This is a genomic window from Paenibacillus spongiae, from assembly GCF_024734895.1.
Lineage (GTDB): Bacteria > Bacillota > Bacilli > Paenibacillales > Paenibacillaceae > Paenibacillus_Z > Paenibacillus_Z spongiae.
Genome location: NZ_CP091430.1, coordinates 6471562 through 6486455 on the forward strand (window position 1 = coordinate 6471562; position 14894 = coordinate 6486455).

The window sequence follows — 14894 nt, forward strand, 5'->3', positions numbered from 1 at the left end:
GGATGATTCCGGTTATTCTCTTCTGCCGTAATGACATCCTCTCTCTGGCATCCCCAGCAACGGCACATCAGACAATTGCAATTTGCAGCCTGGAATTGGATCAGATAAACGAATGAGGTCGGCGAACGGACAAATATCCTCCAAGAACGAGATTAGACGGCCTGAAGATATCAATTGAAGTAAGCTCTCGAGCCCTTTTCTTGCTCCAATGCATTCATCCTCAGATAGAAGTCCTTGACTCACAACCTGTGCAAAATCATCTTCATCAATTACGATATATTCTTTGCCATCAGAACGAACCAGGATGTCTAACTCCAAATCCACATTATAGACATTAACCCCCTTGCTGTAACAAGGTGAACATATATCACAATTAAAGCTCCACTCGATGGGTCCTGATTCAGTAATTAACTTTCCGGCAGCATCTAGAGTGATGTTAATCTCAAACCATTCCTTATAAAATGAATAATGCCTGAACGTGAGGTTTTCACCTTTCTCATCCTCAAATTTCACCTCGTAAACCATTACGCTGTCATTCCATACCCGAATATTAGATTCAGGAATTTGAAACACCCGTACCTCATTGGGCAAATGGAGATTATGAAATTTAATCATTCCTTCGTTCAAAGTTACACCCTCCATTCATCAAGAATATAAAGAGCAGGCGCCGCGGCTTCCTGCTCTTATCACTTGATTCTAATTTCTACGTCCTGCCATTACTAACATAGCGGCTCTATTCCATAATGTCGCCGTCTCCATTGATTCGGTTCGTTCCATCTAGACATCCCTGGACGAACAGATCCGTATACACTCTACCTTCCATACCTGCGAATCGCTTCATGAACAAGGTGGTCAGCGTGTTAATTACTCCATGTATGTCCGCTATATCCGGTTCTTTGAAGTGCAGGGGGACATCACTGAAGGACATATGGTTCGCCCGCTTGATGCGAATAAATGACTTGAATCCACAAAAATCATCCGCAAGCCTCTTCTGGCCGTTCATATATTCGCGCGCAACAATCTCGTTCATACCGCTCTTCAATAACTGCTCGAGAGTAGATGCCTGTTGTCGGAGCAGCAAGAACGGTGTGTCGATCCTTCCTTTGATTTCCCCTAGCAAATGCAGACTCGCATCCAATAATATGCCTGCTTTGATGCGGCGATCCACCTGCGCCGCTCTGAACATCGCAGCTCCGCCCAAAGAATGTCCGATTGCGCCGATTCTCTCTAAATCCAGCTTGCCTTTTAACATGCCATGATTTATGTTCATTTCTGGCAGCTCATCCATTAAACGACTGATACCCTTCGTTCTTATGTCTAGCAATCGATCCCAAGCATCGAAATCAGTTCCTTGAATAACACCGACGACGACCCCCAGTTGTCTGATATACTCCCCGTTCGGAAATACCGTAAACACGGATTCATAAGGCGCACTAACCGTGATGACGATAAACCCATTCCCGACAAGCTCCTGAATATTGAATAAATACATGTCCCTCTCAACGCCGAACTCGGGGGAGTAAACGATCACAGGATAAGTACGGTCCGCGTGGATAATCGGAGCATTGTTGTAAACGTTGGTCTCCAGATGGGATACGTCAGCCCCCATGCCATGGAAAAATTCCATCCGCAATGACTTTCGTAATTCTCCCGATGCCCAGTCTGACTCTCCTCTCCGACAAAAAAGACAATCGATGACTCGATTGCCCTTCATATTCGCTCATAATTCAACAGCGGTTTATAAGTCAGAAATGCGATCCAATAGGCTGAGCATATAGCTGTCCAGGCGTTCGACCATCATTTCATTCGTGAGTCCGGTTACGCCTAAGGCTGTCCAACCGCCATATACTTCGGGCTGCCAGCATCCAAAGTCAATCAAAGTAACGAGGTCCCAATAGGGATCGTAGGTAAAAGAATCTCCGGCAAGGCTGCGGTAGGCATCTAAAAATCCATCGGCCGTCCGTACACCGTGCAATGCCGCCAGGTTAACGCGGCAGTGGCCAACGTCGATTCCTGCCGGTCCGATACACCCGTTGACCCAATCGACAATACCGCTTACTTCGCTGTTATTCCATAAGATGTTAGCCGGATGATAATCGCGGTGAATGAATCGCTTCGTGAATGCCGGTTGTCTTCCCGCGACGTAATCGGCCACGATTCGCCACTTGTCAGGAAATTTCGACCAGGACGACGTATCCAGCGAAGAAGGATCGCAGTACGGGTAGAACGTCCATGGGTAGTCGTTCACGTCCACGGCATGAATCCGCGTAAGCGCTTGAGCCATTCCGTTCAGCCATTGGGACGTATCCGCCGGTTCCAATACGACTCTCCCCTCAAGCCGGCTCATAAGCACTGCCGGGGTGCCGCACTGATCTCCCGTTTGGTCGAAGGCGATGATTTCCGGAGTCGGAACAATGGCGTTCTGTGCAGCTCGACGCAAGCTTTCAGCTTCATGATAAGCCAGATCGGGCATGTGCTTCACCCAATTCTCGCTGTCAAACATTCGCAGTACGTAGGCTCTCTCTTCTCCCTCTACCTCCAGCGTAACACTGTGGACGAGAGAGGAGATCCCCCCAAGAAGCCGTTGAATGGAGAGAACTCTGGCATTGGGATGAACGGCATCGATAACCCAGCTTTGGGCACGATCGGATAGCGTTGAGCTAGTAGAAAGCATTGCGTATCCATCCTTTCCGGAATAGAACTACATTGACCTCCATTATAGCGCACATATGTTCCCTTGTATATATCTTCCTTTTTTTCAATATAGATACGTACCGGTCAGCTTTCCTTATCACCATTGTTTTCGGAGGAGAAAGCTGCTTGATATCTATCCTTTATTACATTTACATGATGGAGTTCATGCCCTGCGATAACGTAAGCCGCAGCGCGGGCAGTGAGCGGATGATGGTAGAGTACACCTTCGCGAATCCAGGCACTCTCGGGTAGTCCCTGAAGTAACGTTAACGTTGATTGGCGTACCGCCGAATAATCTTGAATCACCTCGGCAATCGGCCAATCATCGAAGGTTGCATGTGCCGCAAATACATCTTCCTCGTATCCCGAGAATTCCTTGGCATTGTTCCGGGCAATTCTTAGAAGGCGATAATTCCATACTCGTTCATTGTCGGTAACATGACCGATAACTTCTTTGATCGACCACTTTCCTTCTGCATAACGGTAGCTTCCTTGCTGCTCGGAGAGCGCGCTTAAGAAAGAGACGGTTGCTTCAAACTGCGATTTTAAGATTTGCATAATATCACCTTCAGGCACTAAACGCACATAGGTCTCAAAATAAGGGGGATACTCCTTGGTCTCCGGTATTCTTTTCAACACGATCACCTCTTCAATTAAATTGGATTAGAACACGGCTGAGCGCCAATTATCTTTTCAATACTATCGTTCTTAAATTGTACCATGGCTCTGAAGGGCGTGACGGATCTATTCATCCTGTACGTCTTGTTAGACAACCAAACTACATCTGGGTATCATGGTAAAATAAGGATCAATCTTGTTTTCGAAAGAAGGTGCCCACAATCGATCCGGCCCGATTAAAGAAACTCCGCATGAAACAGTTATTATGGACGAACGCTTTATGTATCGTTTTCATTGTTTTAATCTACTTCGCTCTACAGATGAATTTATACTCATCCTACCCATTTATTTTTGGCATTATCTTCTTTGCTCTTGCAATCTTCAGTATGATGAAGAAGACGATGGATACCAATCTATACGGATTAATCCCGTCATTGAAGGAACTAATGGAGTACGAGAGAGATCGGCTAAGGGAAGAATATCCGAAAATGCGATGGTCTCACATCATATATCAACTCATCATATCCATCCTGATATTTGTTCATTCCTTCCGCGTGCGCCGTACGGAGACGACCGATGATCTTTCTCTTATGGACCATCCCCTCCTTACTGGCCCCGTCTTCCTGATTCTATTGATTGCTTTAAACATTTCATTAATCAGCCATGCCAGAGATATTGATACCGGTACGAACGAATCATTGAAGGGATTTATGAAGAGAAGAACGTTAGTAGGACTCGCTATCGGAATCCCCGCGGCTCTATTGATCACTGCAAGTATGCTTATCTTTTTTTTCGCAGCAGCCAGGCAATCGTGAAAATCCATCCACAGTCTTCTCCATTACTAGGCATGAGCATTACCGCGGCAGCCTGCTCACTTTATTGAATGAAAGGGTGAAGCCTTATTCTAATTGATAACCCTATACTCTTGCCGGCGGAATTCATTGAAAACAGAATCATTGTCCGGCCAAAAACGAAGCAAGGAACAACATTCCGTTTACTGGCGGATACAGGCGGCGGTTGTTTCATTACGCCAGAAGCCGCAAGAAAAGCCAATCTATTCGTTTCAGAAGATATCATGGATGGAGCGCGCTGCAAATTGGCTGAGCCGCCAATATTTCTAGATAGTGATTGGATACCGCCTTTAATGATGAAGGGAGATCACGGGAAATACCCGGTGCTTGAGGAGCAGTCAACCTTCTTGGAAGGATTAGACGGTCTAATCGGTCAGGCATGGTTTGCAGATCGTGTGTGGACCTTCGATTACTTTGCAGAAAAGATCATATACCATGATCAGTGGGCATCGAATAAAAGCATAACAAATGATCGTTGTCATTGTGTCCAGCTTGGTTTTCAAAAAGATAACAACGGTGTTCGAAACAATCATTTCCCGCGAATACAAGCTGTAATTGATGGAGAGACCATTGACTTCTTATTCGATACCGGCGCCACCCTTTGTCTTAGTGACAAGGGGCTCTCCGAACTAAATGACAAAGGCAGCAGGTTTAGAGGAACAAGCTTTATCACTCACTCCGTATTTAAAAAGTGGGTTGCCCGGCATCCCGATTGGAGAGTGATTGGAAACGCAGAACAACATACGGGACTTCCAATTATTGAAGTACCCGAAATGATTATTGCGGGCTGCACGGTTGGACCGGTTTGGTTCACGATGAGACCCGACCCCAATTTTCATGAATTTATGTCTCAGTGGATGGATAAGCAAGTTGAAGGCGCATTAGGCGGGAGTGTTTTTCAATATTTTCGAATAACGCTGGATTACCCTAACGAACTGGCCTATTTTATGCGATAAGTGCTAACGGGCTGCATCAAAGGAGATGACGCACAATGGAATTCATAGAGCTCGATCAAGAAGGTCTTGTCATTCTCGAAGAGAGGTTTCAAGATCCGGAGGTATTGGAATGGTTAAGCGGCACATTACCCTTAGAGCAATGGTTTCATTACGTTCAACAGAGTCCCGATTACCATGCATGGATCGTTTATGAAGCCGGTCATCCTGTAGGTCAAATTGACGTGGAGATCTATACAGACGGTACAGCTGCGATCAGTCTATTAACAAATCCTCAATTGCGCTACAAAGGGTACGGTAAGCGAATGGTCGAAACATTGCTTAAACGACCCGAAATTTCGTCCGTGCAAATGATCAAGATTGGAATCGAACCCGATAATATCGCAAGCCTAAACTGTTTCCGAAAGGTTGGTTTTATCGAACAGGGGTTAGACGATGAGGGTCTAGTCGAGTTTGCTTACCCACTAAGATCAAACGGCGTATAACGGAACGCTGCAGCAGAGGAGTTTGCCCGTCGGCAAGCTCCTTGTTCCTTTGTTGGAGTAACGGGCCCTGATCTTTGGTATAATGAATCTCAATGCGGGAACATCCGGTTGAAGCCGGTTGCTTCGGTTAAACGAAAGAAAATGATGGAGGCATCTCAATGAGTCAACGCTATCGAATTACAAGAGCCTTGCAGGAAAATGGCGATTCGGCGCAAACCATGTCTTTGGAAGAATGCAAGCAGTATTTTGCATCCCAGCCTGATTTCGCTTACTCATCCGTATTTACGGTAACAGGCGCTACCACCATGTCCATTGAGGGCGATTTCTTCATGTGGAGCTATGGGGATACCAAGATCCCATTTCGGCATTATCAGGGGGATATTTACGTATCCGGCACCAATGAAGCCGTGATCCCCAGAATGCTGGAGATTGCAAGCGAATTGAGGGCGGATGTAGTGGAAGGGTGAAGCTTATGTTTAGCCATAGGCCGGCCGTATCTCAAGATTTCATCGAGATTTCACGATTTCCGCGGGACGCCAGGGAGTTATTCTTCATGTATCCCAAAGGCATCTATCCGCTTACGGCAGAACAACTAGAGCAAGCCGCACGCACTCGGATTAAGCCCACGGTTATATTATATGGCGATCAAGTTGTAGGATATTGCAATTTTATTGAAATAACCGGGGACTCAAGCTGGCTCGGGAATGTCATCATTCATCCCTCCTATCGAGGCATGGGCGTGGGCAAATATCTGATCGAAACCATGAAGGAGACGGCCAGGTCAGAGCTGCGCGTCACAAACTTCAGACTCCTCTGTCACAGTACCAATACGGATGCCTTGTTGTTTTATACGAAACTTGGCTTCAAGCCATTCGATTCGAATATTCAGCAGGATCATGAGGGAAAACCAATCGTAGGGATCAAGATGGAGGTTGCATTGTAGGCAAGACCGGAATTGTATCGAAACGGGCAGGTGCCGACGGCAGACTGCTTTTTTTATACTTACTTCACAGCCAACATCCTGGACTTCATTGAGGTCTGTGCTCAAAAGTTATTACGCTTTCTAAGGCAAGGGCGTCTGCCCAGACCGATGCCCTTACCTTAGCGGCAGACCGCGTTACTTGACCGAATACACACCGTTTTTGTAAATCAGTGTGTAGACGATTCCCTCATCCGTCAAGTTTGCCGACCAGATGCTGTCCTTCACGAGACTTGTATTGCGGCCGTCCGGATCAACGCGGTAGAGCCCCGGTTCATAGCCCTCGGACAAATAGTAGATACCTGCCTTCCCGGCATAATACGAGCTGACCGATCTGTCGCTTAACCTGGCTTCCCGTCCGGTGGCCAGGCTGTAAGAGTATAACCAGTCAGCCTCGGGGCCGACGCCCGAATTCGCAAGATAGTAGACGTTTCCGTTCAAGAGTTGAACATGCATCATTCTTCGTTGTGCAAGCGTCCGGCGATTCGCTCCATCCAGATCCACACTTTCCAGGTAGCCTGTGCTTGCATCGATATATACGATTAGACTATCCTTCATCCAGAACTGAGCGGCGGGTGCGGTCAGCTTGACCTGAGTGTTATCGGCCAACTTGATTTTGTACACGGCGCTTCGATCCTGCGGGTCGTTTTCTTTAAAGCCCAGCGTGTACAGATACCCGTCCTTCACGTATAAGGCGTCAACCGAACCATATCCAAAACTCTGTTCGTCCACCATCCTGTTGATTCCGTAAGAAAATCCCGGTTCACCGACGGCTGCGGTTTCTCCCGTGATCAGATCGACCCGGCTCAAATTGTCGGCAGTGTTAAACATGGGGGCGAAATTAGTGAAATACATATCGTTGCCGGATTTCTCATAGCTGATGAAGCTTTTGGCCGGTGCAACGCTTCTTAAAGCGCCGTTCTCAACCTTGTATAGCTTCTCGCCCCCCATAGTCAAATCGCCGGTATGAAGCATAATATAAAGGTCGTTATCGATCCTTCGAATATCCTCTAACCAGCCGTCGGACGGTTTCCAATCGCCGAGCGAGCTTACTTTCCGGACGGTTCCGTTACGAAGATGATAAGCGTCCAACTCAGCCTTGTTATTGACAACGGTCACGAAATAAAGCTCGTCACCGAACACTTTCGCGGAGTTGAAGACGGCATTGCCATTGAGCTTAACCTGCACCTCCTTCTGACCGCCCGTTTGTTTATACAGCTTTTCGGTTACCGAGGTAGCCGTGTAGGTGGATTTGACATAATAAACCGAATCACCGTACATAGTCAGCGGGAAGATTGGGTTATCGGTCACCGGTTTTCGCGGATCGGTCAGCTTCGCCTTGATTTGGTCCTTGATCGCTAACGTCTGCGGACTTTGCAGATCGATGCTCGCGTCGCCGATGATGATTAGGCCGTCCAGCCAATCGATTTTTTTGCCCAGCGCCACCGCCGCGCTTCTTAAGGGCAGTACGATTTGGCCGTTGATTTTTTGCGGCGCGACATCCATTGTTTGCGGTTCGTTATTGACCACCATCGTTTTGCTGTTGACCGTAAAGGTTATGGATCTCCGCAATTGAGTGTTCCACAGGACGACAACATCCGGCTTCTGAGGCTGCCAACTCGTCATCCATGTGCTCTTATTACCATTGGACTGAGTGGCGAGATATTCCATCAATCGGATCGGGACCAGAATAGCGCCGTTTCTTTGAACGATACGATAATTCATATGACTGAGGTCGATTTTTTTCCCGTTCGCGAAGGCCTTTCCTTGGAAGTCGTACGGTATGATGACGGATTGGTCGAAAACGTCAGCTAACGTTGTTGTTTTACTTGAATCTTCAGCCGCAAAGGCCGTCAGTGCGCTGCAAAGGAACCAGAACCCAATAAATAAAGCCAAACCCCATCTTTTCATAATGCCCTCCCCATATCCATTGTTTTTTGGTGCTCAGCATTTTGACGTGCCCAGGTTCCAAAAAGTTCCACAATGAAGGACAGGGAATTAAGATGCAATAGACAGGGGTTTCATAGAGAAAACTTTATTATAAGAAAGGCGGCAGGTCCGCTAAGACCAGCCGCCCTCCTCTCTATTAACTCTACTTTGGCTGCCGGCCCGGCCTTGCCCAAATCAGATGAACCATGTTAAGCCAATAGCTTTCCACTTGTTCGATTACAATCCCCGACTCCCGGACGAGTCCTGTAATGTTCCTTGTATGGTGACAGCCTAACGTACGGTACAAAAGAGGGTTTAGCGTTCGCTGGATCGCAGATACCGCAAAGTTAGAGCTGATCCCATGCTCCATAAGAAGGATTCGCCCATCCGGTCTGCACCACCGGTTGATGTTCTTCAACACTTGCAATGGATCGGCATAGCTGCACATCGACAACGTAGAAACAATCGTATCGAATGAATGATCAGGGAAGCGAATGTCTTCCATATCGGAACATAAGAACTCCGCATCGATATGATGCTGCTTGGCCGCGCCTATCGCTTTATCCAGCATAGCCTGGCTAAAGTCGGCAGCAGTAACCTTGACTTCGGAAGGATAATACGGAAAATTAGCGCCCGCCCCTACGGCCAGCTCCAGCACATCGCCCTTCGCATGGCGAATCAGCTTCTGGCGCCAACGCTGCTGCCCCGCGTTTTCTCTTCTTCGCTCATACTGAACGGCCTGCTTATCAAAGATTCGGATTAACTTCTGTTTCTCCACTTAACCCCCACCTTACGCGGAATGAAGCCGCTGCATTACTTCATTATATCCCATAGCGCGGCAAATGCCGAATCATTCACCTTGAAAAAGACACCCGCGGGCACGTATCGCACATAGCCCCCCTGATGCAAACTGACGTGAACTTGGGTTTGGTCCTTGAGTGTGATCAGCAGGAACTTCATGGATTCCGCCCCCTTGTCGTATATCCCGTTCAGCTTATTGGCCTCGATGGGTTCAGCCTCGTAAAGCGCCTGGAGGAACTGCTGATAGGTTTCGTCCAAGGCAATCTCTTGATACTGCTTCTTGCTCTCGTTCCAGCTGTCGTAGCTCTCCCAGCTTACCGATTGTTCGTTCCCCATTACTTTCAGCTTCTGGAACACGTCCGCACCGCTGGAAACCGAAATCCCGTTCAGGCATTCATAGAATTCCGACCACACTTGGCCGCCCTCCACTTGATACGTCATCAGGCGAAAATCGCTGTCATAGCCCTTAACCGTAAAGATATCCTGCTCCCCGATCGAAGAGGCCAGTTCCTTGGCGTACTCCTCCTGACTGCTCCATTCATCGATATTTCCTTTCGTACGGCCGACCTTCTCCCCCAATATGGCTTGGGCTGCTTCAGGAGGGATGCGCGTCGAGGTCTGGGTATAGATTCTCCCTTGATAGACGAATAGTCCGATCATGTCCATTGCTGCGTTTGTTTCCTTGGGCAGCTCAAGCTTCGGAAGGAAGACTGCTCCTTCGGCAACCGTCTGATCAGGCGGATTAGGGGCGACAGGGTCGGGATTGGAAGTAGATCCTCCAAGATTGGTAATTAATAAAATCCAAGCACACGCCACAACCGCCAAGCTGGCGGAAATATACAGAAGCATTCTTCGATTGCGTCCCATTGCTTCAGACCTTCCTTTCTTCGCCAGATTCTGCGCCAACCGCTGCTCGAAGCGCTCGTCCGGCTCCATGCTATCGAATACCCGCTTATAGTCGTTCTTGTTCATTTACGCTTCCTCCATTTCAAATCTCAGCATCTCTCGCCCGCGCGCAAGCCGCATCTTGACGGCAGATTCGCTGATTCGAAGCGCTTCGGCGATTTGTTTAACGGAGTAGTCCTCGTAGTAGAATAGATGTATCGCGGCCTTATATTTGAAAGGAAGCCGCAGCACGCACTCGATCAGCTCCGCATCCGCGGCAGAGCTGCAATACGCTTCGATCTGCTCCGTATGGACCACCCGTCTTCTCCATAGACTTCCGGATACGTTCTTGCAAATATTAATAAGCACCCGAATCACCCAAGCCTTCTCATGTTCCAGATCGACAAACTCCGGCGCTTTATAGAGCAGCTTCATAAAAGCTTCCTGAACCGCTTCCTCCGCATCGCTCTTGTTGCCCAGGTGGACCATGGCAATCTTGAACAGCATGCTGCCGTATAGGCTGTACTTCATGGAGAAGGCGTCATTCGGATGCGAATGGGTCTTCATGCGTGGTTTCCCCTCCTTTCACCTCTAACACAATGAATCAAGCCGATCGGTCACATTTTGTTTTGTATAATGATAAAAAAAAGCTGTCGCATATCCGTGCGCCAGCGCTACTCCGCATACTTCTCTAGCCATTCCTTCAGCCATTCCTGGTAAGACTTATGGTGAATCTCTTCTAACGGCTTCCCCTCCAAGAACCACACCCCACCGTCGGATATATCGCCCCGCGGGTATACTTAAAATAACGGAACCGCGCCGAATAATGTTCCAAATAGATGGGAGAAGCTCCAGAAATTCTAAAAAGAAAAAGCCGCAGCAATGCGACCTTTTCCTTCATCCCAATATATCTTCTAAGCTTGCTTAACGCGTGCTGCACCAAGCACCCTTTTGCCCCGTTCTTGAATACGGCCTTACCACTTGCCCCGTACGACAACAAGTAAAGGAATGCCTATTAGTTATTCACGATCATAAGCCGGTTGCCATCCAAATCTTCAAATACAAAGAAGGAGTTGTCCACTACATCTTTTACGTTACCTCCGGCATGTTGGATCGCAGTCCTTGCCTCTTCAAGCCGACTAACTTTAAAGGAAAACAACGGGTGCTTACACGGCTCGAAGCCTTCTTCCAGGTTACTGTCGAGAACAATGTTGGGGGAAGCAATATCTAGGTTATACAGGCTTCCATAAGGTCCCGGTTTGATGGTTAGCCCGAGTATAGCGCTATAAAATTTCACGGCTCTTTCCATGTCCTTCACGGGAACGAATACAAAATGAATACGATTGTCCGAAACCGCCTTTGTCTCCTGGGTCATCGTCTCACGACCTCCCACGTCTAATAATTGCAGACTGTTATCCTTAGAGCCGTGAATAACCTTCAAGGCTTTAGGGATCATAGAAGGTTGATACAGATCGGAATCGTTATACTTCTTGGCGTCTGAATCCAAATTACCCTCTCCCTTCACCTCAGATTGTACCATTCGCATCCCTTGATCCTTGTGTCATTTTTTATCAAGTTTAACGGCGGACCCTTTACTCCACAATTCTTGAACTGACACGATGATGTTCGGATTGGCGTGCTGCGGATTCCGATCCGTAACATGATCCCCTTCTTCAACCGACAATGATACCCCTAGCTCCTCCACAAATTGCAGACCGCGTTCTTCTTTCTTCCCATACCTGATCGTATAGTCCTTACCGTCTGTTGTCCTAAACGCCCCGGCCGCACCAGCCGCCTGGTTGATGTCGACTCCATTAATTAAATGCACGATCGAGAATTTCCCTTCCCTTTCGAGCAATTCCCCTACAAAATAAACGCCATCGCGTAATTCCGTTAAGAGCAGCTTGCGATCATGACTTAGATTCAGCTGCATAATCGACCCTTGAACACGCTCTTGATGAGCATACCGGCTCATCGCTTCATCCATCGAGTCATATTGCGGGAAGGCGTCAGGTTTTGGCTTGGAGCTGCAGCCGGTTGCCAAGACAATAAGGAGTAATACGCCGTATAATCTCTTAATCATGATTCCCCCTCGCAGTCATTCATGTTTATTCCGCCCTCCTGTCATCACACACCCTTCATTCGAAAAACTCCATATGCCCTTTTTCCTGGCGATAATAATCGAGTCTGTCCTGCAAAGTACCGGTATGGAATTCGAACTTGTGACCATCCGGATCTGTAAAATAGAGCGATTTCTTATCCCGTTCGTCCCGAATACGACCCGGAAGTATGTTTACGTGCAGCTCCAGCAGCCTCGCGTGCATCATCTCGAAGTCCGCTTCATCGATTGAAAATGCAATATGCGTGTAGGAATGAGCGATTTCATTGCGGGGAATATCTTCTTCGACATTGAGCGCAAGCCAAATTCCATTGAGATCGAAGTAGGCCGTACTTCTCCCCTTCACCAGCAGCTTCGCGCCGAACACCTTCTCGTAGAAGGCAATCGACTTCTCCAAATCCGACACCGAAAACAAGAAATGATTTAATCCTTTAACCGTCATGGAATTCTCCTCATGAGCCTGCCGCTGCCGCCGCGGCATTCTGCCCGATGTTAATAACCAAGGTGCCTCTAATTGTATACGGGGCTGCTTGAATGGCATTATGCGTGCATGTCACTTCGATGTCCGGTCCCTCGAATGCAATCCGATACTTAACGACGTAGGGAGTCTCAATATATATCAGCGTAAGCTCTAATAACGATTCGTTCTGCCAGCAAGCTTGAGATACGACTTCCTGATGATGCTCCGCCAGATCCTTAATAAATACATCGCTCGAATGCGTCAGCTTGTTCCACTCGAATAGATAGGTCTTGTCGGCTTGATCCTCAAATGCAATTTGAAATTCAAAAACCGTTTCCCTTCCGTACGAAAGCCCACCCGCTTGATATGCTGAAGATTATCTTCGATAGAATACTGCCCGCCGTCAAGCTGGACAGGACGATCATCCGGCAATCCGCCCGCCTCGGGGAATGGATATGCAATGCTTGAGGTGTACTCGTGCAATTCATTCGGATGATCCTTGCGAGCAGGAAGACGATCGGCGCTTATCGGATGAATGACATGCTCATACAGCAGATCCAGCAAGCTCTGAAGCTGCACCATACTAGAGAAGCTTGAGGCTGCCGCAATAACGATATTCCGATGAGGTGCCACGAAACATAATTGCCCATACCCGCCGTTGCCCATGAAGCAGCCATCCCGGCACAGAAAGAATTGGTATCCGTAGCCTTGGGCAAAATCGACCCGCTTCTCGTCGCGGCTTGTATCGCTTTGCTTGGCGGTTGCCAGCCGTATATATTCTTCCGAAACAATTCGCCGGCCGTTAAACACGCCTTTATCCAGAAGCATCTGACCAAATTTAGCCACGCCTTCAAAAGGTATGCTTAGTCCCATGCCTCCGGCTGCGATGCCCATTGGACAAGTTTCCCATGATGGCTGCGTTACTCCAAGCGGTTCAAACAAGCGGGGACGGAGAAAATCAAGCAGATTTTGCCCCGTCGCCTTCTCAATAATGGCCGACAGCATATACGTGGAATGCGTGCTGTAACGATAGTAGGTGCCGGGCTGACGGACAACTTCAGCGGCCAGATAGGCCTTCACCCAATCCGCTTCTTGGGCTACATCGCCATAAATATTGTCATGGTGTCCGGCATTCATCGATAGCAGATGATGGATCGTCATCCGAGACAGATTCTCCGATACCGAATCCGGCAATTGCTCAGGGAAGAAAGCGGACACCTTATCGTTCAAATTCAGATATTGTTCATCGCGCGCAATGCCAATCGCAATGGATGTGAAGCTTTTGCTAAGCGAGAATAATAATTGCGGACTCTCCTTCCGATATGGCACACGGTAGAACTCCGCCGTGGCCTTACCATTCTGCAGGAGCATAAACCGATTCACGTTCAATTTGGACTGCTCGATGCGAGTGAACAAGGTACGCAAGGAGCTGGAAAGCAGCCCATGATACTCCGGAAGATCTCTTTCGATTTGACTTATCAATTTACATCCCCCTGTTACGGACACAAACATCTATTTCTCTTCCATCCAGGTAAGTATCCAGCGTCTGAACGCCTCGTATCACATGTCCTGCGCCTATTCGTTAGTCCGGCCGAGATAGCTTAAGGACAGGGTAGAGACTGACTTTCTCGCCGGTTCGATCGTTGTATAGGCCATTGTCTTGAATATGATCGACGAACAGAATGCCGTTCAAGTGATCCATCTCATGCTGTATGCAGCGGGCCAGATAACCTTCTGCCTCCAGGGTGAACGTTTCCCCTTGTCGGTCCAGACTTGTGATCTTGACATATTGGGCGCGCTTCACCCGCCCGCTATAACCGGGATACGACAGGCACGCCTCGAAACCGAGCTGCTCACCTGACGATTCCAGCAATTCCGGATTGATCAACTCGATTAATCCGTCTCCGCAATCCATGACGACGACGCGCCGCAGAATGCCGATTTGGGGCGCCGCCAAGCCCGCCCGGCCTTCGGCTGCATAGATCGTGTCTACCATGTCATCCAGCAATTTAATGATTCTGGGACTCACTTCTTCGACGGGCTTGGCAACTTTCCTCAGTATGGGATCCCCGAACGGTAGGATTGTTTTCTCGCTCATAGATTGCCTCCTGTATATGTCA

At 48.2% G+C, this 14894-nt stretch carries 17 protein-coding genes; 4 read left to right on the top strand and 13 right to left on the bottom strand.

Annotated elements, in window-relative coordinates; genetic code table 11:
* Nucleotides 1–12: 12 nt before the first annotated feature.
* From L1F29_RS29100 to L1F29_RS29115, 4 genes are all read right to left on the bottom strand, one after another.
* Nucleotides 13–627, bottom strand: coding sequence for a DUF402 domain-containing protein (locus L1F29_RS29100; protein ID WP_258385502.1), 615 nt, complete (start codon nt 625–627; stop codon nt 13–15).
* A 106-nt stretch (nt 628–733) separates the two neighbouring features.
* On the bottom strand, nt 734–1627 hold the full coding sequence (locus L1F29_RS29105; RefSeq protein ID WP_258389848.1) for an alpha/beta hydrolase family protein: 894 nt from the start codon (nt 1625–1627) through the stop codon (nt 734–736).
* 111 nt (nt 1628–1738) lie between these two features.
* Nucleotides 1739–2674, bottom strand: a complete 936-nt coding sequence (locus L1F29_RS29110) for a phosphotransferase family protein (RefSeq protein WP_258385503.1) — start codon at nt 2672–2674, stop codon at nt 1739–1741.
* Between the two features lie 104 nt (nt 2675–2778).
* A complete protein-coding gene (locus L1F29_RS29115) occupies nt 2779–3333 on the bottom strand; it encodes a DinB family protein (protein WP_373876445.1) in 555 nt (184 codons plus the stop codon).
* Nucleotides 3334–4237: 904 nt separating this feature from the next.
* On the opposite strand from L1F29_RS29115, the gene L1F29_RS29120 reads away from it, so the two are divergent.
* The 4 genes from L1F29_RS29120 to L1F29_RS29135 all read left to right on the top strand — a co-directional run bounded on the left by L1F29_RS29120 (nt 4238) and on the right by L1F29_RS29135 (nt 6544).
* The gene (locus L1F29_RS29120) at nt 4238–5119 is read left to right on the top strand and encodes a hypothetical protein (protein WP_258385505.1); all 882 of its coding nucleotides are present in this window, start codon (nt 4238–4240) and stop codon (nt 5117–5119) included.
* Between the two features lie 35 nt (nt 5120–5154).
* Nucleotides 5155–5601 carry a GNAT family N-acetyltransferase gene (locus L1F29_RS29125; RefSeq protein WP_258385506.1) on the top strand — a complete coding sequence of 149 codons (447 nt, stop codon included), beginning with the start codon at nt 5155–5157 and terminating at the stop codon, nt 5599–5601.
* Nucleotides 5602–5759: 158 nt separating this feature from the next.
* The gene (locus L1F29_RS29130) at nt 5760–6068 is read left to right on the top strand and encodes a hypothetical protein (protein WP_258385507.1); all 309 of its coding nucleotides are present in this window, start codon (nt 5760–5762) and stop codon (nt 6066–6068) included.
* Nucleotides 6069–6073: 5 nt separating this feature from the next.
* Nucleotides 6074–6544, top strand: coding sequence for a GNAT family N-acetyltransferase (locus L1F29_RS29135; protein ID WP_373876446.1), 471 nt, complete (start codon nt 6074–6076; stop codon nt 6542–6544).
* 174 nt (nt 6545–6718) lie between these two features.
* Here the strand turns inward: L1F29_RS29135 and L1F29_RS29140 are convergent, their stop codons facing one another.
* From L1F29_RS29140 to def, 9 genes are all read right to left on the bottom strand, one after another.
* Entirely contained in the window at nt 6719–8491 is a 1773-nt protein-coding gene (locus L1F29_RS29140; RefSeq protein ID WP_258385509.1) for a stalk domain-containing protein, read from the bottom strand.
* Nucleotides 8492–8672: 181 nt separating this feature from the next.
* Complete coding sequence (locus L1F29_RS29145; RefSeq protein WP_258385510.1) at nt 8673–9287, bottom strand: class I SAM-dependent methyltransferase; 615 nt, start codon at nt 9285–9287, stop codon at nt 8673–8675.
* 35 nt (nt 9288–9322) lie between these two features.
* Nucleotides 9323–10282: a hypothetical protein gene (locus tag L1F29_RS29150; protein WP_258385511.1), complete on the bottom strand. Its 960-nt coding sequence runs from the start codon at nt 10280–10282 to the stop codon at nt 9323–9325.
* Nucleotides 10283–10762 (bottom strand): RNA polymerase sigma factor, encoded by a 480-nt coding sequence (locus L1F29_RS29155; RefSeq protein WP_258385512.1) that lies wholly within the window; start codon nt 10760–10762, stop codon nt 10283–10285.
* Between the two features lie 448 nt (nt 10763–11210).
* Nucleotides 11211–11702, bottom strand: a complete 492-nt coding sequence (locus L1F29_RS29160) for a VOC family protein (RefSeq protein ID WP_258385513.1) — start codon at nt 11700–11702, stop codon at nt 11211–11213.
* Between the two features lie 54 nt (nt 11703–11756).
* Complete coding sequence (locus tag L1F29_RS29165; protein WP_258385514.1) at nt 11757–12278, bottom strand: hypothetical protein; 522 nt, start codon at nt 12276–12278, stop codon at nt 11757–11759.
* A gap of 55 nt (nt 12279–12333) precedes the next feature.
* Complete coding sequence (fosM, locus tag L1F29_RS29170) at nt 12334–12756, bottom strand: FosM family fosfomycin resistance protein (RefSeq protein WP_258385515.1); 423 nt, start codon at nt 12754–12756, stop codon at nt 12334–12336.
* 279 nt (nt 12757–13035) lie between these two features.
* Entirely contained in the window at nt 13036–14256 is a 1221-nt protein-coding gene (locus L1F29_RS29175; RefSeq protein ID WP_258385516.1) for a serine hydrolase domain-containing protein, read from the bottom strand.
* A 100-nt stretch (nt 14257–14356) separates the two neighbouring features.
* The gene (gene def, locus L1F29_RS29180) at nt 14357–14872 is read right to left on the bottom strand and encodes a peptide deformylase (protein WP_258385517.1); all 516 of its coding nucleotides are present in this window, start codon (nt 14870–14872) and stop codon (nt 14357–14359) included.
* Between the last annotated feature and the right edge of the window lie 22 nt (nt 14873–14894).